This window comes from Williamsia muralis (assembly GCF_051487485.1).
In the GTDB taxonomy this organism is placed as follows: Bacteria; Actinomycetota; Actinomycetes; order Mycobacteriales; family Mycobacteriaceae; genus Williamsia; species Williamsia muralis_B.
Genome location: NZ_JAHVCV010000001.1, coordinates 25,588 through 49,931, shown reverse-complemented (window position 1 = coordinate 49,931; position 24,344 = coordinate 25,588). Strand labels below are relative to the sequence as shown.

General features: G+C 64.3%; 28 protein-coding genes. 12 read left to right on the top strand and 16 right to left on the bottom strand.

Annotated elements, in window-relative coordinates:
* Positions 1 to 43 precede the first annotated feature (43 nt).
* A complete protein-coding gene (locus tag KXR83_RS00270) occupies positions 44 to 796 on the bottom strand; it encodes an isocitrate lyase/PEP mutase family protein (RefSeq protein WP_030165905.1) in 753 nt (250 codons plus the stop codon).
* A 204-nt stretch (positions 797 to 1,000) separates the two neighbouring features.
* Between KXR83_RS00270 and KXR83_RS00265 the strand changes: the two genes are divergently transcribed.
* The 3 genes from KXR83_RS00265 to KXR83_RS00255 all read left to right on the top strand — a co-directional run bounded on the left by KXR83_RS00265 (position 1,001) and on the right by KXR83_RS00255 (position 3,001).
* The gene (locus KXR83_RS00265) at positions 1,001 to 2,137 is read left to right on the top strand and encodes a GGDEF domain-containing protein (RefSeq protein WP_437423062.1); all 1,137 of its coding nucleotides are present in this window, start codon (positions 1,001 to 1,003) and stop codon (positions 2,135 to 2,137) included.
* Positions 2,138 to 2,210: 73 nt separating this feature from the next.
* Positions 2,211 to 2,594, top strand: a complete 384-nt coding sequence (locus KXR83_RS00260; protein ID WP_437423061.1) for a VOC family protein — start codon at positions 2,211 to 2,213, stop codon at positions 2,592 to 2,594.
* 119 nt (positions 2,595 to 2,713) lie between these two features.
* Positions 2,714 to 3,001 (top strand): hypothetical protein, encoded by a 288-nt coding sequence (locus tag KXR83_RS00255; RefSeq protein ID WP_437423060.1) that lies wholly within the window; start codon positions 2,714 to 2,716, stop codon positions 2,999 to 3,001.
* A 63-nt stretch (positions 3,002 to 3,064) separates the two neighbouring features.
* On the opposite strand, the gene KXR83_RS00250 is transcribed toward KXR83_RS00255, so the two are convergent.
* The 6 genes from KXR83_RS00250 to rnhA form a co-directional block, all read right to left on the bottom strand.
* Positions 3,065 to 3,283: an ANTAR domain-containing protein gene (locus KXR83_RS00250; protein WP_437423059.1), complete on the bottom strand. Its 219-nt coding sequence runs from the start codon at positions 3,281 to 3,283 to the stop codon at positions 3,065 to 3,067.
* A 117-nt stretch (positions 3,284 to 3,400) separates the two neighbouring features.
* Positions 3,401 to 3,835 (bottom strand): GAF domain-containing protein, encoded by a 435-nt coding sequence (locus tag KXR83_RS00245; protein ID WP_437423058.1) that lies wholly within the window; start codon positions 3,833 to 3,835, stop codon positions 3,401 to 3,403.
* 185 nt (positions 3,836 to 4,020) lie between these two features.
* Positions 4,021 to 5,151, bottom strand: coding sequence for a PQQ-dependent sugar dehydrogenase (locus KXR83_RS00240; protein ID WP_437423057.1), 1,131 nt, complete (start codon positions 5,149 to 5,151; stop codon positions 4,021 to 4,023).
* A gap of 137 nt (positions 5,152 to 5,288) precedes the next feature.
* Positions 5,289 to 5,498, bottom strand: coding sequence for a dodecin (locus KXR83_RS00235; protein WP_099382577.1), 210 nt, complete (start codon positions 5,496 to 5,498; stop codon positions 5,289 to 5,291).
* A 182-nt stretch (positions 5,499 to 5,680) separates the two neighbouring features.
* A complete protein-coding gene (locus KXR83_RS00230; RefSeq protein WP_437423056.1) occupies positions 5,681 to 6,598 on the bottom strand; it encodes a D-isomer specific 2-hydroxyacid dehydrogenase family protein in 918 nt (305 codons plus the stop codon).
* On the bottom strand, positions 6,595 to 7,080 hold the full coding sequence (rnhA, locus tag KXR83_RS00225; RefSeq protein WP_062796499.1) for a ribonuclease HI: 486 nt from the start codon (positions 7,078 to 7,080) through the stop codon (positions 6,595 to 6,597). Before rnhA ends, KXR83_RS00230 begins: the two co-directional genes overlap by 4 nt.
* 98 nt (positions 7,081 to 7,178) lie before the next feature.
* On the opposite strand from rnhA, the gene KXR83_RS00220 reads away from it, so the two are divergent.
* From KXR83_RS00220 to KXR83_RS00205, 4 genes are all read left to right on the top strand, one after another.
* Complete coding sequence (locus KXR83_RS00220) at positions 7,179 to 8,201, top strand: nitronate monooxygenase (protein WP_437423055.1); 1,023 nt, start codon at positions 7,179 to 7,181, stop codon at positions 8,199 to 8,201.
* 311 nt (positions 8,202 to 8,512) lie between these two features.
* Positions 8,513 to 10,348 carry a hypothetical protein gene (locus KXR83_RS00215; RefSeq protein ID WP_437423054.1) on the top strand — a complete coding sequence of 612 codons (1,836 nt, stop codon included), beginning with the start codon at positions 8,513 to 8,515 and terminating at the stop codon, positions 10,346 to 10,348.
* Positions 10,348 to 10,596, top strand: a complete 249-nt coding sequence (locus KXR83_RS00210) for a hypothetical protein (protein ID WP_437423053.1) — start codon at positions 10,348 to 10,350, stop codon at positions 10,594 to 10,596. Before KXR83_RS00215 ends, KXR83_RS00210 begins: the two co-directional genes overlap by 1 nt.
* The gene (locus KXR83_RS00205) at positions 10,593 to 11,921 is read left to right on the top strand and encodes a hypothetical protein (RefSeq protein WP_437423052.1); all 1,329 of its coding nucleotides are present in this window, start codon (positions 10,593 to 10,595) and stop codon (positions 11,919 to 11,921) included. The genes KXR83_RS00210 and KXR83_RS00205 overlap by 4 nt, the downstream gene beginning before the upstream one ends.
* An 8-nt stretch (positions 11,922 to 11,929) precedes the next feature.
* Here KXR83_RS00205 and KXR83_RS00200 read toward each other — a convergent pair whose 3' ends face one another.
* The 4 genes from KXR83_RS00200 to KXR83_RS00185 form a co-directional block, all read right to left on the bottom strand.
* On the bottom strand, positions 11,930 to 12,706 hold the full coding sequence (locus tag KXR83_RS00200) for a glycoside hydrolase family 16 protein (RefSeq protein ID WP_437423051.1): 777 nt from the start codon (positions 12,704 to 12,706) through the stop codon (positions 11,930 to 11,932).
* Positions 12,707 to 12,711: 5 nt separating this feature from the next.
* Positions 12,712 to 12,861, bottom strand: a complete 150-nt coding sequence (locus KXR83_RS00195) for a hypothetical protein (RefSeq protein ID WP_437423050.1) — start codon at positions 12,859 to 12,861, stop codon at positions 12,712 to 12,714.
* 86 nt (positions 12,862 to 12,947) lie between these two features.
* Positions 12,948 to 13,382 carry a VOC family protein gene (locus KXR83_RS00190; RefSeq protein WP_437423049.1) on the bottom strand — a complete coding sequence of 145 codons (435 nt, stop codon included), beginning with the start codon at positions 13,380 to 13,382 and terminating at the stop codon, positions 12,948 to 12,950.
* 65 nt (positions 13,383 to 13,447) lie between these two features.
* On the bottom strand, positions 13,448 to 14,446 hold the full coding sequence (locus KXR83_RS00185; RefSeq protein WP_437423048.1) for an arsenic resistance protein: 999 nt from the start codon (positions 14,444 to 14,446) through the stop codon (positions 13,448 to 13,450).
* A gap of 70 nt (positions 14,447 to 14,516) precedes the next feature.
* Here KXR83_RS00185 and KXR83_RS00180 point away from each other — a divergent pair, with 70 nt between their 5' ends.
* The 5 genes from KXR83_RS00180 to KXR83_RS00160 all read left to right on the top strand — a co-directional run bounded on the left by KXR83_RS00180 (position 14,517) and on the right by KXR83_RS00160 (position 19,835).
* The gene (locus KXR83_RS00180; protein ID WP_437423047.1) at positions 14,517 to 14,750 is read left to right on the top strand and encodes a DUF3263 domain-containing protein; all 234 of its coding nucleotides are present in this window, start codon (positions 14,517 to 14,519) and stop codon (positions 14,748 to 14,750) included.
* A 70-nt stretch (positions 14,751 to 14,820) separates the two neighbouring features.
* The gene (locus tag KXR83_RS00175; RefSeq protein ID WP_437423046.1) at positions 14,821 to 15,033 is read left to right on the top strand and encodes a hypothetical protein; all 213 of its coding nucleotides are present in this window, start codon (positions 14,821 to 14,823) and stop codon (positions 15,031 to 15,033) included.
* A 256-nt stretch (positions 15,034 to 15,289) separates the two neighbouring features.
* Entirely contained in the window at positions 15,290 to 16,114 is an 825-nt protein-coding gene (locus KXR83_RS00170) for an FAD binding domain-containing protein (RefSeq protein WP_437423045.1), read from the top strand.
* Positions 16,111 to 18,828: a molybdopterin-dependent oxidoreductase gene (locus KXR83_RS00165; protein WP_437423044.1), complete on the top strand. Its 2,718-nt coding sequence runs from the start codon at positions 16,111 to 16,113 to the stop codon at positions 18,826 to 18,828. Before KXR83_RS00170 ends, KXR83_RS00165 begins: the two co-directional genes overlap by 4 nt.
* 32 nt (positions 18,829 to 18,860) lie before the next feature.
* Positions 18,861 to 19,835 (top strand): antibiotic biosynthesis monooxygenase, encoded by a 975-nt coding sequence (locus KXR83_RS00160; RefSeq protein ID WP_437423043.1) that lies wholly within the window; start codon positions 18,861 to 18,863, stop codon positions 19,833 to 19,835.
* Positions 19,836 to 19,857: 22 nt separating this feature from the next.
* Here KXR83_RS00160 and KXR83_RS00155 read toward each other — a convergent pair whose 3' ends face one another.
* From KXR83_RS00155 to KXR83_RS00135, 5 genes are read right to left on the bottom strand one after another with little or no spacing between them, the layout of a single operon-like run.
* Entirely contained in the window at positions 19,858 to 20,607 is a 750-nt protein-coding gene (locus KXR83_RS00155; RefSeq protein ID WP_437423042.1) for a maleylpyruvate isomerase family mycothiol-dependent enzyme, read from the bottom strand.
* Positions 20,608 to 20,647: 40 nt separating this feature from the next.
* Positions 20,648 to 22,567, bottom strand: coding sequence for a signal peptidase I (locus KXR83_RS00150; RefSeq protein WP_437423041.1), 1,920 nt, complete (start codon positions 22,565 to 22,567; stop codon positions 20,648 to 20,650).
* Positions 22,564 to 23,211: a SipW-dependent-type signal peptide-containing protein gene (locus KXR83_RS00145; protein ID WP_437423040.1), complete on the bottom strand. Its 648-nt coding sequence runs from the start codon at positions 23,209 to 23,211 to the stop codon at positions 22,564 to 22,566. Before KXR83_RS00145 ends, KXR83_RS00150 begins: the two co-directional genes overlap by 4 nt.
* A complete protein-coding gene (locus KXR83_RS00140) occupies positions 23,198 to 23,809 on the bottom strand; it encodes a signal peptidase I (RefSeq protein ID WP_437423039.1) in 612 nt (203 codons plus the stop codon). Before KXR83_RS00140 ends, KXR83_RS00145 begins: the two co-directional genes overlap by 14 nt.
* A complete protein-coding gene (locus KXR83_RS00135; RefSeq protein WP_437423038.1) occupies positions 23,806 to 24,309 on the bottom strand; it encodes a hypothetical protein in 504 nt (167 codons plus the stop codon). Before KXR83_RS00135 ends, KXR83_RS00140 begins: the two co-directional genes overlap by 4 nt.
* Between the last annotated feature and the right edge of the window lie 35 nt (positions 24,310 to 24,344).

The window sequence follows — 24,344 nt, the reverse complement described above, 5'->3', positions numbered from 1 at the left end:
GGTGGCACGCCGGTGCGACAGCGGACGCCGAGCGGGCCGCTGATCACTTCCAGCGTGCGAGTACCTCGCCTGCGCGTTCGGCCAAAACCATCTGCAGGATCGGACCGAAGCTGACCCGGGCGACACCGAGCGCAGCCAGGGCGGCCTTGTCGTCGTTGGCGGGGTGACCGATCGCATTGACGGGGAGGGGTAGCTCAGCGGTGAGGCGCTTGTGGACGTCGTCGGAGTGGAAGCCGACGGGGTAGAGCACGTCGGCGCCGGCGGCGGCCGCCAGTTTCAGACGGTCGATGGCGCGGTCGACGCGGTCGTTTTCATCGCCGACCTGTTTGACGAAGAGGTCGGTGCGGGCGTTGATCACCACGTGGGTGTCGGTGGCGTCCGATGCCGCGCGCAGTGCTCCGACGAAGTCGGCGTGCTCCTGTGCCTCACGCAGACGGCCACCTTCGCTGTGCACGGTGTCCTCGATGTTCAGACCGACGGCGCCGACGCTGAGCAGGCCATCGATCAGGCGCTTGGGGTCTTCGCCGTAGCCGGACTCGATGTCGACCGAGATCGGTACGTCGACAGCCTCGGTGATCTGCTTGATGCGGGTGATCAACTCGTCGAAGGTGATGCCCTCGTTGTCGGCCTTGCCGATCGAATCCGATACCGGGTGACTGCCCACGGTCAGGGCCGTGAAACCGGCGGACACGGCGAGATTCGCCGACCACGCATCCCACACCGTCGGGAGGATCACCGGGTTTCCTGGCTGGTGGAGTTCGAGCAGAGTGGTTGCCTTGCTTGCGAGATCAGTCATGGTTCCTACAACTACGCCCGTCCGAGCGGCCATTCCATTGATTCCCACATGCTGGACGCCAGCGCCGGCGCCGTCCATTTCGATGTGGTCTGCATCTCACCGAGCAATCTCGCGGCGCCTCGATGCCGAATTGACAGAGTGACATTTTCGCAGCCTGTTCACCTATTGATTCGTACCGCCCACTAACTGCTTGGGAGACGCCGCATGCACTTCATCCGGAGGTGGTGGCGGCAGCCGTTCGATTATCAGTGGACGCTGAACTACCACCGCTCGCGCGGATCCCTGGTCGTCAACCGCCAAGCCGTCGGGATGTGGTCGTTCTTCTACGGGGTGGCCGCGCTGCTGTCGCTGGGGTCGCCGGCCGGTCCACGCGAGACCATCGCCGCGCAAGGTGCGGTCGCGGTTGCTGCGGTGAGCAGTATGGTCGTCGGCCTGGCTTGGCTTCGAGGCCCGTGGCCGTCCAGGCGAGGTGCGCAACTGTTCCTGGTCTACTCCGACCTGGGTGTTGCGGTGGTGCTGTTCACGTTCGCCGACCCGTTCATCGCGATGATCGGCTGCGTGTTGTTCGCGGTGACAGCCGCCCACATCAGCGCATTCCACAGCCCACGATGGCTGGCCGCGCACCTGGTGTTCGGCACGTCGACCACGGTCGCGTTGTACCTCAAGGTGCTGGTCACTCCCGGGCAAGATCTGTTCATCGCATCCGCTCTGCTCGCTGTCCTGCTGTCGGTGCTGTTGTCGGCGCCGATCATGATGCAGTCCGGCCTGTTGAACCTCGGCCACGACGCCAGCGATGCGTTTCGCGATCACCTCACGCAGCTCCGCAACCGACGCGGCCTGGAAGTGGATTTCCCCCAGCTGCGCTTCGAAGGTCCCCGGACCTTGCTGGCCGTGCTGATGCTGGACATCGACGAGTTCAAGACGGTGAACGATCAGCACGGGCATCACGCGGGCGACACCGTCCTCGCACTCGCGGCCTCCAGACTTTCCGCGACGGCAGGTCCGGCAGCGCTGGTGGCCAGGGTTGGTGGCGAGGAATTCGCGGTCGCCGTCACGGGCTCGGTCGGGCAGCTGGTCGACCTCGCCGAACGGCTCCGGCTCGTACTGCGCAATCCGCATGACGCCTACCCGATCACGGTGAGCGTCGGGGTTGCCGTGGCGGCGCACTGCATGACCAAGTCCGGACGCCTTCGACCGACAATCGCTCTTTTGAGTGCACTTGCTCCGTCGGCTGACGCCGCGATGTACCAGTCGAAGAAACGCGGAGGAGATGCGGTGACCTTGGCGCCACCCGCCCTTGAGCACGATCTGCCGCCGAAGAACACCGGGGTCGACCGATGAGTTGAGGGCAGACCGGTGGTCGGTATTGGCAAGGCGATGACCATCGGCGGTGACCGCCGCGAGGAGGATCGACATGCTCGACATCAACAACGCGTTCAGTGGGTTCGCGGTCAAGGACATCGAGGAGGCTCGGAGTTTCTACGCCGACACACTCGGCATCGAGGTCGAGGACGGTCCGATGGGGTTGCTCAACCTGCACCTGACCGCCAGCACCAACGTGCTGGTGTATCCCAAGCCCGACCACGAACCGGCAGTGTTCACCATTCTCAACTTCGAGGTCCCCGACATCGACGCGGCGGTGACCGCGCTGACCGAACGAGGGGTCGAGTTCAACCGCTACGACGACTTCGACCAAGACGAGCGGGGGATCTTTCGTGGATCTCGAAACGACCAGGGACCGGACATCGCATGGTTCCGGGACCCCTCAGGGAATGTGTTGTCGATCATCGGGGTGTGACGGCCGGCGGTGAGGCTGTCGCGGCGGGCACCCTCATCACTGGTGAGGCCCGTGAGTCAAACAGATGAACATTCCGTGATAGGCGACGCGAGTTTGCGATAAGCGGCAGAATGTACACCGTGACTTTTCTTGAGCGGCCGAGTCGCCAATCGCAGGTCAGGCCAGTGCTGGTCCGTCCTGATGCGCGGCGGACGGTTCGTCGCGAGATGACCGGGGTGCTCTGGGACCCCACCGACGGGGGCCACCGACCCCCGCGGCCCTCTGCCGCGCGCCCGACCCGCCACGACGTGCCCCGCGAGACACCGCGCATCTCCATCACGGGCAGCGACCTGACGATGTTGCTGTCTATGTCGGGGGTGCTGGGCGGAGTGCTCGGGGTGGTCGGGCTGATCGAACTCAACTCCTGAGCGCATCACCTGGGCGGTTGTCGCCCCCGGTATGACGTCGCGGCGTCCGGATCATCCGCGTGCTCAGTGGTCTTCCAGGTCGAGGGTGCGCAGGTTCATTCGACGGGCGACCACATCGTCCGCGACGTCGTTGAGTGGACGGTTGTGGCGGAACGAGAATGCGCGCAACCTGTCGAGCGCCTCGTCGGCGGACACGGCCAGTTGGGCGGCGACCATCCCGGATGCGAGATAGACATCGGACCGGGAGAACCTGTCCGTGGTGTGGTCTTGTGTGTGACTCATGTCGGCCGCCGCCGTGGCAACACGGTCGTCGTAGTCGCCCTGGGTGGCGAGGTACTCGTGCCAGTTGCGGGTGACCGTGTACCCCGCTGTGGATGCTGCGGCCGTCGCGGCCGCGTACTACTGGGGACTCAGTTCGCCGGCGGTCCGCCGGTACAGCTCGAGGACGGCCAGAGGCGTGCCGCCGGCAGCGACCGGAAAGGCGAACAGTGCCCGTGCGCCGAGTCCGATGGCCTCCCCGACAAACGTCGGCCACCTGTCGACTGTGTGACTGTCCAGGTCTGCGAGCAGCCGGGTGTCGTGATTTTCGTAGGCCTCCAGGCAGGGGCCCTCTCCGAGCGTGAACTGCAGGTCGTCCAGTTGTTGAGCCAGCGAATCCGTGGCGTAGACCAGGTCGCGCACCCGGTTCGAGTTGGTCAACAGAGTCAGTGCGGCACCATCGACACCGGCTGCATCCAGGACCCCCTCGCAGAGCGGAGCCAGGCCCGTGGAGACCGAACCGCATCTCGCAAAACTGTTGTCGCCGCGATCGTCGCGAGCTTGCCAACTGCCCATGGGTCTCCCTTCCCTGCACGACTGGGCGCCGGTGGGTGCCGTTCGAGACCACTCCCGGATCGCGTCGGACCCGTGTCGTCTCGTGTGAAAAGCCAACCCTGGACGAATAGCCGTGAGTGCTGTCAGTCAAACATTGCGGAAAACTGTTGCGGCCCTACATATTTTGAACGGGGAATCGCCCAGTCTCAGCCAGACTGTGCTGTCACCCGCTTGATTCGGTCGTCGCCGTCTCGCGCATCGCCGCGACCGTCGGTGTTGTTGGTGAGCAACCAGAGCGACCCGTCGCGCGCAACGGTGACATCTCGCACCCGTCCGAACTCGCCGACGAAGAGGTCGCGCCCGGTCTCGGGGGCGGCTACCGGAACGGCGCGAATGCGCTCACCGCGCAGGTTGGCGATGTAGATGGTGTTCTCGGCGATGGTCATCCCGCTCGGGCTGGCGTCGTCGGGATTCCACTGCTGAACAGGATCGATGTACATGCTGTCGAACTGTTCGCTCTTGCCCTCCACGCGGGGCCAACCGTAGTTGCCGCCCTTTCTGATGACGTTGAGCTCGTCCCAGGTGTCCTGGCCGTACTCGGACGAGAACATCGTGCCGTCGGCTGCCCAGGCGATGCCCTGGACATTGCGATGTCCGAGCGACCACATCGGGCTGCCGGCTGTCGGATTGTCAGCGGGCACGTCTCCATCCGGGGTGACCCGCAGGATCTTGCCGGAGAGACTGCTGGGATCTTGCGCTTTCGGCCGGTCCTGCGCGTCGCCGGTGGAGATGTAGAGCATTCCGTCCGGACCGAATGCGATACGGCCGCCGTTGTGGGTTCGTCCGCCCGGGATGCCGGCAAGAACGGATTCGACGGGGCCGAGTCCGAGATTCCCGGTTGATCCGGTCAGCCGATATCTCACGACGCGGTTGTCGCCGTCGTCGCTGGTGAAGTAGACGTACAGGAACTCCTCCCGCACGGCGAGACCGAGCAACCCGCCCTCGCCTGCGGGTGCGACATCGACCACCGCGCCCACCACCCGGGTACGGTCGCCGACGACTTCGAGGATGTTGCCGGAGTCGCGTTCGCTGATGAGCGGTGCATCGTCGACGAAGACGATGGACCATGGCGCGTCGAGCCCGGTGACGACATCGGCGGGTTTATCCGCAGGAGCGATGGTCGCCGATGGCTGACTCGAATCGGCCGACGACCCGGTGGACTCGGAAGACTCAGTGGAATCGGCCGACGAGCCGGGTCCGTCGGCGTTGTCCGAGGCGCCACATCCGGAGACGAGCACGGCGCCCGCGAGTACCAACGCGGCGAGTCTGTGTGTCATGAGCGCTTCCGGTCGGTGGAGTAGGCCGGTCGAACGCGCCGTTGCCGGCGGCGGGCGTTTCGGTCCGCTGGTCCCGTGAAAACTGGCCCTGGGAAAAACGGTACCCGGACGCCGCGCCGCCGACCTGTCCGCGCAGGTCAGTCGGCCAGCTTGAAACCGACCTTCACCGTCACCTGGAAATGGGCGATCTCGCCGTTCTCCACATGGCCACGGGTTTCGACCACCTGGAACCAGTCGATGTTCTTCAGGGTTTCAGCGGCGCGGGACAGCGCGGTCTTGATCGCGTCATCAGAGCTGGTCGTCGAGGAACCGACGATCTCGGTGACCCGATACACGTTGTCGCTCATACTTCTCGATTCTGTTGTAGGGCGGATCCGGCTGTGGCTCAGCCTCGACACCGGGAGATGCCGACTGTTTCAGCCTCGCCATACCGATGAGACAGCGCAACCATTACGGCGCGGGAGATTCCATCACCGTGCCGCAAACTCTCTCCGCCGGTCGCCGGAGCCGTGCCAGTCCAGCGCTACAACTAGTAGTCGGCACCGGGCCGGACCACCGCGAGCATGTCGTCGCCTGCCGCGAAACGTCGTAGGTTCTCGGCCAGCCACGGCGCCATCGTGCGGGTCAGACCCGCGGACGGATTGGCCACGTGCGGGGTGATGATCACATTCGGCAGATCCCACAGCGGGTCGTCGGCGGCAGGCGGCTCCGGATCGGTCACGTCGAGCGCGGCGCCTGCGATCTCCCCGGCCATCAAGGCGTCCCGGAGTGCGACTTCGTCGACGAGTGGACCGCGCGCCACATTGATCAACCAGGCATGCCGGGGGAGCGCAGCAAGGGTGCGGGCGTTGATGAGATGCCGGGTCTCGTCGGTTGCAGGAGCCGCGAGGACCACGTGGTCGACCAGGCCCCAGACTTCGTCGATCTTGCTCGCCGGCAACGTCGCCGACGCGCCCTCGACGGGCCGGCCAGATCTGTTGACCGCGATCACCTGGGCTCCGCAGGCGTTCAACCGGGGGATCAGTGACCGGGCGATGCCACCGGCACCGATGATCCCGACCGTGGAACCGTGTAGCGACCGCACAGCCGGGTCGATGGCCTTCTCATCCCAGTGCCGCAGGACCGCGACGTTGATCTGGCGAAGGCCGGCCAGCAAGAGCGCGAGGGCGTGCTCTGCGACGTTCTCGGCGTAGAACCCCGACGCATTGGTCCAGATCCGCCGATCGTCGAGCAACCCCGCGCGCAGGAACGACTCGATGCCTGCCAGCCGTAGCTGCACCCATTCGATGGTGTCGGGCAGTGGATCAGGGAAGCCGTCGACGTTGCCGATCCACACGAGGGCCCGCGCCTCGGCGAGGTCGGCGAGTGTGCCACCGGCGGACGCGATGGCTTCGGCGAGGTGGGGATCGGAGTGGGGCAGCAGAGCCACCGGGATGGGGGCGGTCATCCGGCCACCTGGCCCGTCGGCCCGCCGTCGCGCAGTGCCCTAGCAGCGGTGGTGGCGAGTTGGTCGGCGATCTCGTTGTAGTGGTCGCCGGCGTGACCCTTGACCCACCGCCACTCCACATCATGGCGAGCGCACTGGGCGATCAGTTCACGCCAGAGCTCGCTGTTCTTGACCGGCTTCTTGTCCTTGGTGAGCCAGCCGTTGTTCTGCCAGCCGGTCGCCCACTTCATGATCCCGTTGCGCACGTAGGTGCTGTCGGTATAGAGGATGACCTTCGATGGCTTCTTGAGCGCCTCGAGCCCCTTGATGGCCCCGGTCAATTCCATCTTGTTGTTCGTGGTCGCAGGATCGGCGCCCGACAACTGTTTCTCGTGGTTCTTGTACCGCAGCACCGCGCCCCACCCGCCCGGCCCGGGATTACCGAGGCATGCTCCGTCGGTCGAGATCTCGATCGGAGTCGCCATGTCGATGTCGTCGGCCATGGCGAAGAGGCTACCGTCGCGTCGAGACCGAATGCAGCAGCCCGACTGCCGCACACCCGAGCCGGTGACCGCAGGCTCAGATTCCCGGGAGGTATCACGTGCCCACCTTCGACCTTCGTGACCTGGACGCCCCCGTGATCGGCGCTCCGATGGCCGGTGGGCCCAGCACGCCGGCGCTTGCGGCTGCGGTGACAAATGCCGGCGGTGTGGGCTTTCTGGCCGGAGCCCTCTTGAACGGCGAGAAGCTGGCAGCGGACATCGAGAAGGCGAGGTCTCTGACGTCGGGCCCGTTGGGGGTCAATCTCTTTGTCCCGCAACCAAATGCCGGTGACCCGGCGCAGATCGAGGCTTACGCAGCAGAACTCGCGCCATTGGCAGACATGTTCGGTGCTTCGCTCGGTGAGCCGCGATACGACGACGACGCCTGGACGGAGAAGTTCGAGGTGTTGCTCGACCTCAAGCCTGACGCAGTGTCCTTCACGTTCGGGTGCGCCACGGCCGACGAGATCCGGCGACTGACCGATGCAGGCATCTTCACGCTCGGCACCGTGACTACGGCGACCGAGGCGGACATCGCACTCGGCCGTGGAGTCGACGCGCTGGTGGCCCAGGGCCCAGGCGCCGGTGGGCATCGCGGGACCTTTGACCCCACCGCCGAACCCGCGCCGGGCAGCCTCGACGAGCTCCTCGCCGACGTGGTCGGGCGGGGAGTCGACGTGGTCGCGACCGGAGGCATCACGACGCCGGAGGAAGTGCGCCGGGTACTCGCCCTCGGCGCACGGGCGGTCCAGGTGGGTACGGCGTTCCTGCTCGCCGGCGAGGCGGGGACCAATGCCGTGCACCGCGCCGCCCTGGTGGATCCCGAGTTCACGACGACGGGAGTCACGCGAGCGTTCTCGGGACGCTACGCGAGGGGTCTTCACAACCGGTTCATGCAAGAACACGACGCTTCCGCGCCGTTCGCGTACCCGCAGATTCACCATCTGACCGGGCCTCTGCGGAAGGCTGCGGTCGCTGCGGGTGATCCGCACGCCACCAATCTCTGGGCCGGTACGGACTTTCGCAACGCCACCTCCGGTACGGCTGAATCCATCGTGGCCAGGCTCGTCTCGGCTCTCTGAGGTTGTCTCGGACCGTTCGCCGATCGGCCCGGATGTCTTCGAGTTCTGACTTCGAGACCCAATGGATCTTGACACCCGGCGTTGTAACGTACAAAGTCAGGTGAACGCGTGGTTACAGATGGCGGAGCCTGTGGCCCACTTCGGCGTTCAGTGTACGGCTGTGCACTGAACTGAATCCTAACAGCCTCCGCATTTTCCCAGGCACTGGTCATCTTGCCCCCTTGTGGGTGCACGTGCGTTTACTGTATTTTTACTGAGAATCTTCAGCTGAGTGGATTCGGCCCAGTGTGGTGTGAGGTGGCGGGGAGTCGATGTTGACACAAGGTGAGCACGTGCTGGCGGCGTCCGAAGGTGGCGGAGCGGCACTGGATCAGGTCTTCATCGTGAGCGCGGCTGCCGGGGTGGTCTCGGTGATGCTGCTCTGGGTTGGCTACCTCCACCGAACCCGGAAGATCACCTGGCTTGCATCGGTAGCCGAGTGGGCCGGTCGCCGCCTGAACCGCCCGCCATGGGCTGCGCTACCCATATTCCTGTTCACCAGCACCATCATCTGCGCCCTGTTCGGGTTCATCTGGGACGTCAGTCTGCATATCGGCAAGGGTCGCGACGAGGGTCCGCTGGCAAACCCGGCTCACTACTTCATCCTGGTCGGTCTGTTCCTGCTCTTCATCGCGGGGATGTTGGCCGTCTTCTTGCCGTACGACAAGCCAGGTCCGGCGGCCATTCGCATCACGCGCACCTGGTACGCACCGGTCGGCGGGGTACTGATGGCCGGCTGCGGCTTCTACGCCCTGGTCGGTTTCCCCCTCGACGACATCTGGCACCGCATGTTCGGCCAGGACGTCACCCTGTGGGGCCCCACCCACCTGATGTTGATCGGCGGCGCGGGGTTGTCGCTGATTGCGGTGGTGCTGCTCGACCGTGAGGGCCGCGCCGCGATGGGCGAGAACGCGCCGGCCGACGGATGGGGCAACTGGCTCACCCGGTGTATGGCGTTCGGCGGACTAGTCATCGGCCTGTCGGTCTTCCAGATCGAATACGACTTCGGTGTCGAGCAGTTCCGGCTTGTCCTGCAACCCATGATGATCGCCGGTGCGGCAGCTTTTGCCCTGGTCGCGGTACGTATGACCCTGGGGCCCGGATCCGCAATCGCCGCAGCGCTATTCGCAATCGCCATCAGGGGGATCGTCGCGCTGGTCGTCGGTCCGGCACTCGGAGCGCCGATCAGCTTCTTCGCGCTGTATCTCGGCCCGGCCGTGGTGGTCGAATTGCTGGCCCTGACCCCGTTGATACGACGGCCGGTGTTGTTCGGAGCTGTCTCCGGCCTCGGTGTCGCCACCATCGGTTTGTGGATCGAGTCGTGGTGGATCGATGCGGTGTACCACTACCCGTGGCCGACCGGGATGTGGGCAGAAGCCCTGGCGATGGCGATCCCGGTCAGCATCGCCACCGGTGTGTGCGGCGCTCTGCTGGCCGTCATCTTGCGAGGTGAGCCGCTGCCGCGTCCTCGCCTGAGCGCTGTGGCAGTGGTGCTCACGGTCCTGATCGTCGGAGGGGCCGTTGCCAACGGGTTGCGCACCGAGGTGCCGGAGAATGCCCGCGCCACAATCACACTCACCGATGTGCCGAGCACGGACGGTCGCATGGTGACGGCCGAGGTGACAATCGACCCGCCGGGGCTGGTCAGTGACGACCCCGAATGGGTGTCGATCCTCTCGTGGCAAGGCGGCATCGAGAACGACCGTGGTCTGTTCATCGATCCGCTCGAACGCGTCGGTGCCGGTATCTACCGCTCCACGGAGCCGGTGCCGGTGTCGGGGACGTGGAAAACGCTTCTGCGCGTGCAGGATGGCACGACGATGACCGCCGTGCCGATCTTCTTGCCCGCCGACCCGGGCATCGGGGCCCCTGAGGTGGCTGCGGAATCGACGATGACACGTGAGTTCATGCCCGAGATCAAGATCTTGCAGCGAGAGCGCAGCTTCGACTACCCGAGCTGGCTGTTCACGGTCGCCGGCCTGGTGGTGTTGGCGTGCTCGTTGATCTTGATCGCAGCGCTGGCGTGGGGCGCGGGCCGGATCAACAACAAGCAGCAGGAAACCGGGGCCCGGACGGACACGCGACCGACAGTGCAACCGCAGACCTGATGGGCGACAACAACGTCCAGTATCTGGCCGGCCACTCGCTGCTGTTGGCCGCGCCTGCGTTCTTCCCGGCGCTCATCCTGGTGATCGTCATCGTTGTCATCGCCGTCAGGGATCGACGGCGCGGCGACGATGATGGGCCCGGTCTCGATGGCGACATCGAGCACGACACCGTCGAGCACAACACCATCGAGCAGGACGGGGACGGATACGTTCGCGGCGACGGAAACGCCGGAGACACACGCGGATGATCGTTGCGCATGGCCTGGGCGGATCCGAGGACCTGCCCATCCCGTACACGTCTGTGCTCATCGGCGGGGCATGGGCTCTGACGTTCTCGTTCGCAGTGGTTGTTTTCGCATGGCGTACACCGAGGTTCGGTCCGGACAAACCAGGGCGGCCGGCACCGCAGTGGGTTGAACGCTTCGTCGATTCTCGGGTGACGCGCACCGTGGCGTCGGTGATGGCTCTGGTGTTCGCGGTGTGGGTGATGATGGCCGGGGTCTTCGGTCCGGATTCGGACGACAACCCTTTCGCAGGAAGCTTTTACGTTCTTCTCTGGGTGGGGCTCGTTGTTCTGTCCGTGCTGATCGGCCCGGTGTGGCGGGTCATCTCCCCGGTCCGCACCGTCTATCGACTCGGTAGCCGAGTTGTCGGCCGATCGCGATCCAACCGCACGCGCGTCTACCCCACGACGTGGGGTTACTGGCCCGCAGCCATCGGTTTGTTTGCTTTCGTCTGGCTCGAACTCGCCTCACCTGAGCCGGATTCGGTCCCGGCCATCCGGATCTGGCTGCTCTGCTACGTGGTGATCATGGTCGTAGGCGCTGCTGTCTGGGGGGACCGCTGGCTCACCAGATCCGACCCGTTCGACGTCTACAGCGTTGTCGCTTCCCGTCTTTCGGTGTTCGGTCGGGACCGGGCCACCGGGCGCATCGTCGTCGGGAACCCGATGAACCACCTGACAACGCTTCCGATTCTGCCCGGCACGGTGGTACTGCTGTCGGTGCTGCTCGGCTCCACCGCTTTCGACAGCTTCTCCGACTTCCCTCAGTGGAAGGACTACGTGGAGTCGATCGGCGGCGGCGAGGTGGGTTCGTCGGCGGCGCACACCCTTGCCCTTGTCGTTTTCATCGCGGTGGTGTTCGGAACCTTCACGCTCGCCACCCGGGCGACCGGTGGCGTGAGTCCGGCGCAGCGACAAGCACTTCCGGGCCAACTGGCACACACGCTGATCCCCATCGTGATCGGGTACGTGCTGGCCCACTATCTGCAATACCTGGTGGAGAAGGGGCAGGAGACGTTCCTGGCTCTCGGTGATCCGCTCGGCCGAGGGTGGAATGTGCTGTGGCTGCAGGACGCCCACCCCGGTTATGTACTCTCACAACATCCGACGGTGGCGGCCACGCTCAAGGTCGGGTTTGTCCTCGGCGGTCACATCGCCGCAGTCATAGCCGCGCACGATGCGTCGTTGCGACTTCTTCCGCCACGTCACCAGCGCACCGGGCAGTTGGCGCTGCTGCTGACGATGGTTGCCTACACCTTCCTCGGTCTGTACCTGCTGTTCGGCGGTTGACCGCCCGGTCAGGCGTAGCCACGAAGATGATCGATCACCATTTCTGGCACCAGATCATCGTCGGCCCCGTTGGACCGCTCCGGAAAGTCGAAGACGGCCAGCATCATCTGCATGGGATAGGTCGGGGGATTGACGCATCGCCGTACAAACGTGCCGTCGACGTAGAACTCGACTGCATCGGTGGTCCACTCGACCGCGTAGTCATGGAAGTCGCCCACATCGATGGGCAGCACCGTTGTCGTGAAATCATCGACCACCGACGGATCGCGAAACGGATGCAGACCGGTACCCACCGCGGCAGAGGGCGACGAGGTGATGGTGTCACCGAAGATCTCGGCCACACAGATCTCCGCGCTGCGCTCGGGAACGTCTTCGAGGCCCACCATCCACCAGGCGAACATGGATCTGGGTGAGACGGTGGCACGCATCCGGATCTCCAGGTAGCCGCCCGTCGGCGTCCAGCCGCGAAACTCCGGTTGGTGCTCTCGCACCACGGCGCCGTGGAAAGGCGGTTGCTGTCCCAGGGTGCTGCCGACAGCTCCGGATCCGTTCCCCGACTGGATACCCGACACCCGTATCGGGGGGTGCTCGCCTGCCAGCCACAGCGGCTGCTCCGGTGGGATGGACAGATGTAGACAGGATTCGGAGATCTTGTAGGTGGCCGCGGTGTGCGCCCGCGAACTCCAGGCGGGCAAGTAGTGCGGGGACCACACGCCCGGGTCCAACTCGTGGTTGTCGAACCCTTCGGAGAAGGTCAGGCGTCGGCCGCCGATGTCGGTGACCACGTCAGTTACTGCCCGTCCGTGGAACCCTCGGTTCCACCCAGAGCATGACCGCGGTTGATCTCATGCCCGTGCTCGCCGGCCTCGTAGACCGCGCCTTGTCTGCGGAGCTCATCGGTCTCACCGATGGGCTCTTCGTCTTCGAATGGAAAGGTCATCGATCCTCGCTGGTGATGGTCACGTGCTGATCCCACCGTACGTCGCCACCTGCTGGTGCCGACCGAAAAGCATTCGAAGAACCGAGTCAGGCGAGGACCACTGTTCCGTCGGCCTCGACGTGCCAGCCGGGGTTGTGCGCGATCTCCCAGATGAGGCCGTTGGGATCACGGACCTGTGCGTGGAAGATGCCACCGAAAGCGCCCGGTTGTGGTGGTTTGAGTACGGACGCGCCTGCCGCGACCATGGCGTCGGCGACCGCCCGGACAGCGTCCTGACTGCCGACGTTGTGAGCCACTGTTGCGCCGGATATGGATGGGGCAGCCGTCACGCCGATGTCCTCGGCGAACTTGCCGGCGTCGAAGAACCCGAGGACAACGCCAGGAGCGATTTGGAAGAAGATGATCTCGTTCTCCACGTCCATCAGCGGCTTCCATGCGAGGCCGTTCACATAGAACTGCCGCGCGGCGTCGAGGTCGGCGGTGGCGAAGGTCAGGAAGTGGATCTGCTGTTCGAGTTGCACCCTTTCCACGCTAGGTCAGGACGACCACGGTCTCGTGAACGTTTCGGACATCGGCGCAGGCGATGTCAGCGGGAAGGGATCAAGTGCGGGATCACGCGGACGTAGACGACCATGCCGACCACCTCGACCAGGGTCTGCGTCACCACCACGGCCGCTGCCAGTTCGTAGCCCGCCGGTAGGGCGAGGGCCAGCGGGAGCACCACCAGTGAGTTGCGGGTGGCGCCGCTGAAGACCAGCGCGCGGCGACCGGGGTTGTCGAACGCGAACCTCGAGGCCACCCAACGACCCACATAAGCCATCACGACCAGGAAGAGAACGTAGAACGGCACAACCGCGACGACGTCGCCGAGGCTGCCGGACACCTTCGGTATCTGCGACGCGACAACCACGAGCAGCACGATGACCATCAGCGGCACCATGGCGGCCGTTGCACCCGAACTCACTCGACGCGCGAGCGGCAAACGTACCGCCAGCGTCTGGGTGGCCCACGCGAGCAGCAGTGGTACCACGATGAGGATCACAAAAGCCTCGACGAGAGGTCGTATCGCGATGATCTGGGCGAGGTCCGACCCGAGGAACACGGCGAGGTAGACCGGCAACAACAACATCTGCGCCAAGAGCAGTAGAGGGGTCGCAGCCAGCAACCGATGTGCGCTGCCACCTGCGAGCCCGGAGAAGACGATCACGTAATCGATACAGGGACTGAGCAGCACGAGCAGCACCCCGAACCGGACTGCCTGGTCGTCCGGCAAGAACACGAACATCGCCGCAACCACCAACGGGACGATGACGAAGTTCAGTAGTCCGACAGCGACAAGGAACCGGCGGTCTCGCAGTGACCGGGCGAGGTCACGGGTGGGGATCTGCAGAAACGTCACGTAGAGGAGCGCGCCGAGAGCCGGGTTGATGGCCCAGTCCAGCGACTCGCCGGCGCTCGGTGCGACGAGGCCGAGGACGCTGCCGGCACCGATGGCCGCTACGTAGACGATCACTTGCCGGCGGTCGAGGACTTCGATCAACGTCGACAGTCGATGACGCACTGCCCCTCGCTTTCTGGTCCGCATGATCTTCTCAGACGGCTGGTCCGGTCCTTTCTCGGATGCGAAGTTCGGTCGCAGGATCGATAATTGGTCAATGACCACTCTGAGCAACATCCCTCCGGACGAGGTGGAGCGGATGCTCGACTTCGCCCGGCAGTGGTACCCGTACGGCGGAGGGTCGGCCGACGACATCCTGGTGGAGTTCGGGCTCGGGGAGCGGGACTACTTCGAACGCCTCACCGATGTGCTCGACACTGGTCAGGCCAGTGGCCACGACCAGTCTGTCGTCGCCGCGATCCGTCAGGTGTGCACCCGCCGCCTCGCATGACTCCTCGGGTGTGAACTGGGCTTCCCATCTGGGTCGGACAGGAACTATAGAGCGGCTACAATTTTGCGCCATGACCTCCGGGCAGTGGGAGCAGGACTCGAACGAGGCGCAGGCAACGTATTTCGCCGCCCAGCTCGAGTTGTGGGCAACGCAGATCGAAGACGAGCTGACCTACAACAAGGTGTCGGCGGAGACACACTCGCGCAAACGGTTCGAGCTGTACGAGGTCCGCCGTCAGATCGATGCACTTCGCCGACGATTTCCCTCAGCCTTCGGTGCCTGAGCGTTCAATCTTGCTCGTATGACGCCGCTTTCGCTGGGCGACAACAACTGGTTCAGAATTGCCGGAGGTTCAGGGCGGCGGACCAATTTGTCCACATAGCAGGTGAGAGGGCGCCTGCTCACGTACGATTGCGCCGCCAGGAACTAGAACGACGCGCTTCGCGCTCACGTCGAGGTGTGTACCGCGGATGCGGTGTGCGATTGGATCCAGTTCGGACGGCGACCGTGCGTCACCCGACCCCCGGAAGGGGAGTTCCATGGATCTCAACACCATCACCGAAATCGTTCGACAACCATCTGCTCGTCCCGGCGCAGACTGGCGTGAGGGCGACGCGTGGCTCGCAGGTGGCACTTGGTTGTTCTCAGATGAACAGCCGGACCTGCGCCGGCTTGTGGATGTCACGTCCCTGGGATGGTCGAACCTGGAGGCCTCCGAGGCCGGATTGCAGATCGGCGCGACATGCACCATCCGGGATCTGTACGCGTATGTGGCACCTGCCGATTGGGTTGCAGCGTCGTTGTTCACCACGAGTTGCGAGGCATTCCTGGCCTCGTTCAAGGTCTGGAACTCAGCCACGGTCGGGGGCAACATCGCGATGTCGCTCCCGGCGGGACCGATGATCACCCTGACGGTTGCCCTCGAGGCCCGCTACACCGTCTGGTCGCCCGATGGAACCGAGCGAATAGTCGACGCGACCGACTTCGTGACCGGCAACCACGCAAACGTGCTCGCTCCCGGTGAATTGTTGCGTCGCATCGATATTCCCGCACATGCTTTGCGTAAGCGTCATACCCACCGACGCTTCACCCTCACCCACATGGGCCGCTCGACCATTTTCATGATCGCCACGCAGAGCCCCGGGACGTCGGATCTGTTGCTGACGATCACCGCAGGAACCACTCATCCGGTGCAGTTGCATTTCCCGACGGTTCCAGATGCGGACACCATGGCCGCTGCGATAGACGCCATTGCCGACGATGTCTGGTTCGACGATCCCAATGGCACACCCGCTCATCGGCGGCACCTCGCAGAGCATTTCGCCGAAGAGATCCGTATCGACCTGGCAGGTGAAACGCTGTGAGCTACACCGTGAATGGCAATTCGTTCGAGCAAGAGCCGGCAGCCGGTCAGTGTCTGCGTACCTTCATGCGATCGCTGGGCCACTTCGGTGTCAAGAAGGGCTGTGATGCCGGCGATTGCGGAGCATGCACGGTCTGGCTGGACGGCCGACCCGTCCACAGCTGCATTACCCCGGCGTTTCGTGCCGACGGGCACGAGGTGACAACGATCGAGGGCCTCGGAACTCCCGACAAACTGCATCCGATGCAGGAGAACTTCCGTGCCGCACCAGGATTCCAATGTGGTTTCTGCACGGCCGGCATGATCATGACGGCGGCGTCGCTCACCGACGAGCAGAAGGCGAACCTGCCACGTGCATTGAAGGGAAACCTGTGCCGCTGCACCGGTTATCGCGCAATCGAAGATGCGGTCAACGGCGTTGCCGAGATCGAAGAAGCGAAGCCCGGAGCGGCGGTGGGTATCAGCGTCGGTGCGCCGGCGGCGCGTGAGGTGGTGACAGGGCACGCCGAGTACACGATGGATGTGGCGATGGCCGGAATGCTGCACATCAAGGTGCTGCACTCACCGCACGCTCACGCGCGTATCGTCTCGATCGACAAATCGGCGGCGCTCGCGGTTCCCGGGGTTCATCGCGTGTACTCGTGGGAAGACGTGCCGCGCAAACTGTTCACCACTGCCATCCATACCGACCACCTGGTCGACCCCGACGACACCTACATTCTCGACAATGTTGTCCGGTTCGTCGGTCAGCGGGTGGTCGCGGTGCTGGCCGACAGCATCGCGGCGGCAGAAGAGGGCTGTCGCGCGGTGGTGGTCGACTATGAGATCTTGCCGGCGGTGTTCGATCCCGAAGAAGCGATGGCCGAGGGAGCACCGGCGCTGCACGGGTCAGATGACCCGTTCGTTCAAGACCCGGAACACAATGTGCTGCTCGAGATCCACGGTCATGTCGGCGATGTCGACAAGGGGTTCGCCGAGGCAGACGTCATTCATGAGGGCACCTACTTCTCCCCGAGAGTCCAGCACGCGCATCTGGAGACTCACGGGTCGATCGCGTGGATGGAGGAGGGCAGACTGAATGTGCGAACGAGTTCACAATCGCCGTCGATCGCGAAGGTCAAGCTTGCTCACCTGTTCGACCTGCGTCCAGATCAGCTACGCGTGTTCTGTAAGAGGGTCGGAGGTGGATTCGGTGGCAAACAGGAAGTGATCGCCGAAGACCTTGTGTCACTGGCCTCCCTGGATACCGGTCGGCCGGTCAGTTTCGAATACACGCGCACCGAAGAGTTCACCACTGCATCGCCGAGGCACCCGATGAGGTTGACGGTCAAGCTGGGCGCGACGGCGGACGGAAAGCTCACCGCCTTCGAGGTGCGCAACATCTCCAATACCGGCGCCTACGGCAATCACGGCGGCGAGACACTGTTCGCCGGCAGCGCAGCGGTCGCGATCTACCGGTGCGCCAACAAGAAATACGACGCGTACTCGGTTTACACGAACACCGTTCCCAGTGGGGCGCTGCGCGGGTACGGCATGACCCAGCCGGCATTCGCCGTCGAATCGGCCATGAGCGAACTGGCGGTCGCGTTGGACATGGATCCGCTGGAGCTGCGCCGCCGCAACATCGTCAAACCCGGCGACGCGCTGATCGGGTTGGAAGACGGTCCAGACGATGTGGAGTTCACCGAAGACGGCCTCGGACAATGCATCGATCTGGTCGACGCGGCGCTGGCCCGCCATCGCGGCACCGCACCTCCGGGGGATGATTGGCTCATCGGTACCGGCACCGCAAGCTCGGTACACGAGACAGCGCCGCCAACCGAGCACATATCGGACGCCTGGGCGACCTTGGGTGACGATGGAATGTACGAGATTGCTGTCGGCACAGTCGAATTCGGCGAAGGAACGTCCACTGCTCATGTGCAAATCGCCGCAACTCAGCTCGGTACCACTCCCTCTCGTGTGCGTCTGGTCCAGTCCGACACCGACCGCACAGGCTTCGACACCGGGGCGTTCGCCAGCGCCGGGCTGTTCGTCGCCGGAAACGCGGTCTTGAAGGCGTCCACCGCTCTGCGCGACAGAATCCTCGGGTTCGCTGCAGCACATACGCAAACGTCGCTGTCGGAATGTTCGATGGATGATGACGGAGTCCTGTGCGGGAAGACCCGAATGACTCTTGCTGCGTTGATCGAGGCGGGACGGCAGCGCGGAATCCGGTTCACCGAAGCACGCAAAGCCTACGGATCGCCGCGCAGCGTCACCTCCAACACCCACGGGTTCCGGATCGCGGTTCACCGCATCACCGGTGAGATTCGCATCCTCTACAGCGTCCACGCGGCCGACCCCGGCGTGGTGATCAACCCCGCACAGGTGCGCGGTCAGGTCGAAGGTGGTGTCGCGCAGGGGATCGGGTTCGTGTTGACCGAGAATCATCACGTGGACGACACCGGCACCATGATCAATCCGAACCTGCGGAACTACCGCATTCCCACCTACGCCGACATCCCGCGCACCGAGCTGCTGTTGGTGGACTCGTCGGACTCGGTCGGTCCGCTGCGCTCCAAAGGCATGGCCGAATGCTGTATCAACCCCGTTGCCCCGGCGTTGGCCAACGCGCTGTACGACGCGACCGGTGTGCGCTTCCGGGAGTTGCCCCTGACCCCTGAACGCATTTTCAGCCGGATCGGCGACCGGCAGCCGGCCACAACCGCCTGACTCAAAGCGCAACCGATCAAGAGGAGATGGCGATGACCGCCGAAACAAAGACGACGAGCAACGCTGCGACGGTGATCATCGGACAGAAGGTACGTCCCGGAGCCGAACGGCCGTTCGCCGTCTGGCAGGACGACATGAACGCCGCGGCGGCCCGATATCCGGGGTTCATCGCCGCCGAGACGGCTCAACCGACAGACGTGCAGCCAGACTGGGTGGTGGTGTACCGCTTCGATTCGGTTGCGCACGTACAGGCTTGGATCAACAGCGCCACCCGGCAAGAACACCTCGACAAGGGCCGGGAGTACTTCGACGGCCCCGCAACGCAACAGGTCATCACCGGTGGCGCGGCCCCGGTGGATCCGCTTGTCACCGTGGTGGTGACACACCGCGTATCGCCGGAACACATCGACGACTTCCTCGAATGGCAGGGCCGCATGCGCGAGGCCGAGACCGGGTTCAAGGGGTTTCGCGGTACCGAACTGTTCCGGCCCATCGAGGGCCTGCAGAACGAGTGGACGGCGTTGTACCGCTTCGACAGTGCCGACGACCTCGACGCGTGGCTCACCTCGAAAGAGCGTCAGGTCCTGCTGGACGAGGGCAAGAAGTTCAACGAGTTCGAGTTGCGCACCATCGACAACTCATTCGGTAGCTGGTTCGCGTTCGACCAAGATGGTCACCGTGCGCCGATACCGTCGGACACGAAGATGTCCACTGCCGTCTGGGTAGGCCTCTACCCCACCGTGGTGCTGCTGTCACTTGCCCTCTCGCCCTTGGGGATGCCGCTGTGGCTGGGGCTTTTGATCGGCAACCTGCTGTCGAGCTTTGTGATGACGTTCTTCACGATGCCGTACTACGTCAACAAGATCCTCGGTCACTGGTTGTACCCGATACCGAACACGCCGAAGAAGCAGACCAATCTGCGCGGGTTCGCCGTGATCGCCGGCGTGATGGCGCTGTGGACTTTGGTGTTCTACCTCGTCACAGTGGTGTTCTGGACGCTGCCATGACGATGGCCGATCAGAACGCCGATCAGAACTGGGTACGTTCTAGCCAGGTGTCCCACACCTGACGGTCGCCGAGGATCTCGATGTCCGCTTCCTCCGCCGTCTTCCGGCGGCTGATCGCCAGCAGTAGGTTCGTTGCCTGCCCTCGCACTGCTGTGTCTGCTTTCGCATGGCGGTGGTCCCACACCACCGTTCCTTCGTCGCCGCGGATGAACCACTCACCGGCCGAGCCGAGATCGGCCTCGGCAGCGTGCAGGTGCAACGTGGCCCCGTCGTTCAGGGGAGCCGTCGGGTCTGCCGGTCGCGCCGCGATCAGAGCCAGCCACTCGGAAATCCCGTCGGCAGCGACATCGGGTCGTTCATGGTACGGAATACCGAGTGCCAGTTCGGCATCGGCGCGGTGCACCGTGGATTCGTGGAGTCGTCGTCGGATCCACCACGACGCGGGCTGTGGCCCGGTGAATGTCCACACGGGGGTGTCGGGGCCGGTTTCGGCGACCGCGTCGACGAGTGCTCGAACGCCTTCGTGGAACCACTCGATGGCACCGTCGAGATCCCCCGGTGGCTTGCCGTTCGGCACCTGGCGCGGGTCGGCCGGGCTGTCACGTTTTTCGCCCACGATCTGCGCCGCCCAGCGATCTCCACGTCCGACGTGCCGGAACAACTGCTTGATCGTCCACCCGGGGCAGGTGGGCACGGGCTGCGTGAAGTCGGCGTCCCGGATCGCCTCGCCGAGGAGCCGGTTCTGTTCTACAAGTGCATCGGTGTAGTCCACGATCGGACAGTACCGCGTTGTGGTGGTGCCAGAGGGCTTCTCATGGCGACGTTGTTGCACTCGTGGTGGCAGGGGCATCTACATACGGGGTCTTCGTCCAGTCTCCGGTTGTGCGACTGATGGTCCAGGCTCCTGATGACCCGGTTATGCGCAGCTCGTCCGAACCGGTGACCCACTGCAGGGTGTCATCGGCCGCGGCAGAGGTGCGGTATGCCTCCACCCCAGATGCGTCGCGGATCAACACAACCGGACCGGTAGCCGTTTGCATGAGCTGCGCCGAGTAGTTACCGGAGGTGGAGTCGGAGGCCTGCGAAAGGGGCTGCTCAGCTGGTGTCGTGGGCACGGTCGTGGTTGTTGTCGGAGCAGCGCTCGTCGTGCTCGTCGACGTTCCCGATGGTGACGTGGTGGACGGCGGGGTGGTCGTGGTGGTGCTTTCGGCCGGCGCCGCTGTGGTGCTGGTGGTGCTCGGCGGTGGCGTTGTCGTGGTGGGCGCCACCCGGAGTGCGGATGGCCCTGCCGCCGCACAAGCCACCGTTGTAGAACTGGATGTCACGGTCAACTGATACGACACGAACCCGGTGGACTGTGAGGCATCGATTGCCTGGGAACGGATTTCGACGGTGGCGGCGGTCCCCGTGAGTATTCCAGCGGTGAGATTGTTGTAGGCGATGGTGGAACTCACGGGTTGTCCGACCGGCGTGCCCGTGGCACTGACACTGGTGGTGTAGGCGATGTTGCCTGTGGTGGGATTTCGGACGATGAGCCTGTAGGTGTATCCGGTCGCCACGTGAGGCCAGGACACGGTGGCGGTTTTCGGCACAGCGTTGGTCACGCAGTTGATCGATGCCGGCGGGGGAACGTAGCTGCCGGTGCCCGAGGTCGCGATCAACCGGCACGTCAGATTCTCGCGGTTGATGCTGAGCGAATCCTGGTACACGCGTTCACCACGCCAGTCCGGAGAGACGGCGCCACCGGGAAGCATGGTGTGAATCTCGGCGTCATAGTCCCACTGCACGGCGCGATCGGGAAAGCCCGTTGCCCCGAACGTTGCCGACACCGTAGAGCCGGCGACGCTCCCGGCGGGAGGAACCACGTCGATGGTGCGCCAGACGTTGCCTTGGAGGTCTCGCAGGATGATGCGGTACTGGTACGGGGGGCCGATGTGCTTCCAGTTGAGCGTGACCACGCGCGCATTTGTGGGGCCGCTGGTGGCGCAGGTGGTGTAGCTGAGTCCGACGACGTGGGTGTTGATGCGTGGCACGAAGTCGGCCCTGGACGCGAACGATCCGGTGGTTGCGGTGGCCGAACTGGTGTACACCGCTGCGGTCCCGTGAACGTGTCCGATGCCGATCATCGCAGTGACGGTCATCGCGATGAGGACGAGCGAGGGCGCCACGCCTGCTGCATGTTTGGGCTTACCTGTGTCGTCCTTCTCAAGTGACCGGCGGCGGCCGGTGGGAAAGATCGTGATCCAGACCAGGGCGGCAACGATCAGCGCGCCGACGGCCATGGCAGCGGAGGTGTTCAGCCAGGCGATGGCATAGCCGAGGCCGTCGACATGAAAGGCCACCCGCTTGGCGGAGGTGATCACGTAGGGCTGAGCGTCGGGTATTCCGTTGGCGTCACCTTTGAGCGTGACTGCCGCGGCATCCCCTGACACCGAGTCGACCGACACGACACGGTGGGTGATCCGGATGCCTTGCTGATTGTCCACACTGATGACGTCGCCGGGTTTGATGTCGTTGGCAGGCAGGTCTTTCGCGATGGCGAGCGCGCCGGTGGGGATGGTCGGTTCCATCGACCCGGAGCGCACTATCAACGGAGTGATGCCGAATAGGAGGGCTGCGGCTGCGACGAGGATGCACACCAGCCCGATCACCGCGCCAAGGGTCAGTGCAATCTCGCGCGCAATGCGCGCTCGGTTGGTTCGCGCGGGCTCGATGCCAGTGATCTCGCTCATGAAGTGGTCGCTGAGAACGTCAGGATGATTGCAGAAACTGTCCGGCTCTGCTCGCTCAGTGGAGTATTCGCTGCGAGTGAAACAACGATACAGAGGTCTTGCACACTGCCGGTTGCGGTTGCTGCGGCAAGCGGCCGCGGCGCCGTGATGACCGGCACCGACGTGGTCGCACTGAGCGTCGCTGAACCGAGTTGAGTACCGCCACAACTGCCGGTGGCGAGACCGCCTGACGTTGTGTTTGTGGGGGAGGCGCTGCCGGTCACGGTCATGCGGAGATGGTTGGCGAGCGTGGGGCTCCCCGCTGGGGTGGTCGCTGCCATGGTGTAGGTGACGGGAATTGTGGACAGCGTGTTCTGTACCTGCAGAGTTGCTGCCCTGCTCTCACCCGGGAGCATGTTGGTCATGGTGAAAGGCGTTGTTGTAGCGCTGAACACGTACGTCTTCGACCCGTTGACCCGCAGATCCACCACGCCCGTGCGGAAGTCTCCCGACGTGGTCACCGCGGAGTTGCTCCAGAGGGCAAGCGTGCCAACGGCTCCCAGGCCCAGGACAATGCCGAGGGCCAGGATGGCGCGTACCCGAGTGCCGAGGGGCCCAACGAACTTCTTCCAGAGCCGGGTCGAGGCCGAGTCAGTGGACAGCATTATGAGTCTCCTCCGCCCCCATCTCCATCTCCGCCTTCTCGCGTCGAGTTCGTCGCCCATCCCGAATGCTGCCGACGGTCAAGAGGCCCGCGTAGGAGAACAGTCCGATCACCAGTCCGCCGATTATCCAAGCGCGTTGCTGGCCGGTGAGCCAGGTGTTCACATAACCGAGGTAGGGGACGCTGTACCATACTTCGCCCCGAACTTGTTCGGCGATAACAGGTTTCGAATCCGGTGCGTCGTTGGCGTCACCCTGCGTGGTGTACGAACGTTGGCCCATCGCGTTCTGTGAGGTGGCAACGATCCTGTGCGTGACCACCGCCGACTTGCCGGTTTCTAACTGGTAAGTGATTGGAAGCCCGATGCGCAGCTCCTCTTTTTCAACGGGTTTCACCACGATCAGGCTCCCCGGTGGATACGTTGGCCGCATCGAACCGGTCAGCACTGTGAATCGCTCTGCGCCGGCGACCGCAGGGATGAGAATTGTCACGACCAGCACCGCGAGCATGGCAAGCAGCAAGGCCCAACTCGCCGTCGTTCGAATCCACCACCAGGGCCCGGTGTGCTCGTCAGCCGAGGCGGAGTCGATGTCGTTCATGGCTGTTGATCCGCCCGGAAAGTCAGTGTCACTTTGGTTGTCTTGTTCTGCCCTGCATTGGCGTCAACCGTGGCGCGCAGGCACCACACTTCCGAGGTGTTGACGGTCACGGGCCGGGCAACGGTAGGAGCAGGAAAACTCGTCCACGGCCCGGCCACCACGCCTGTGGGAGCGCCCGTAGGAGGGCATCCGGCGGTGCTGCCGACAATCGACGCCGAAAACCCCAGCGGCAGATCGGTAGACGTCGCTGTCATCGACTGGAGTCGATAACTCACCTTCAGCTTCGCGGTACCCACGACCGAGACGGTCAATGGCTTTTGAACCACCGAATTCTGCAAGAGCGCAGTGCCGCCGAAGTCGCTCCAGAGATAGCTACCCGACCCGCCGGCCAGGATTTTCAGCTCGCCTGAAGTGACGGTGGCGCCCGCCGTTTGCTCCTGATCGCGCCACGTCGCCCCGGTTTGTTGCGCTGACAACAGGACCAGCGCAACAACCGTCACGGCACCTCCCGCGGTCAACCACCGGAGTCTGTTCA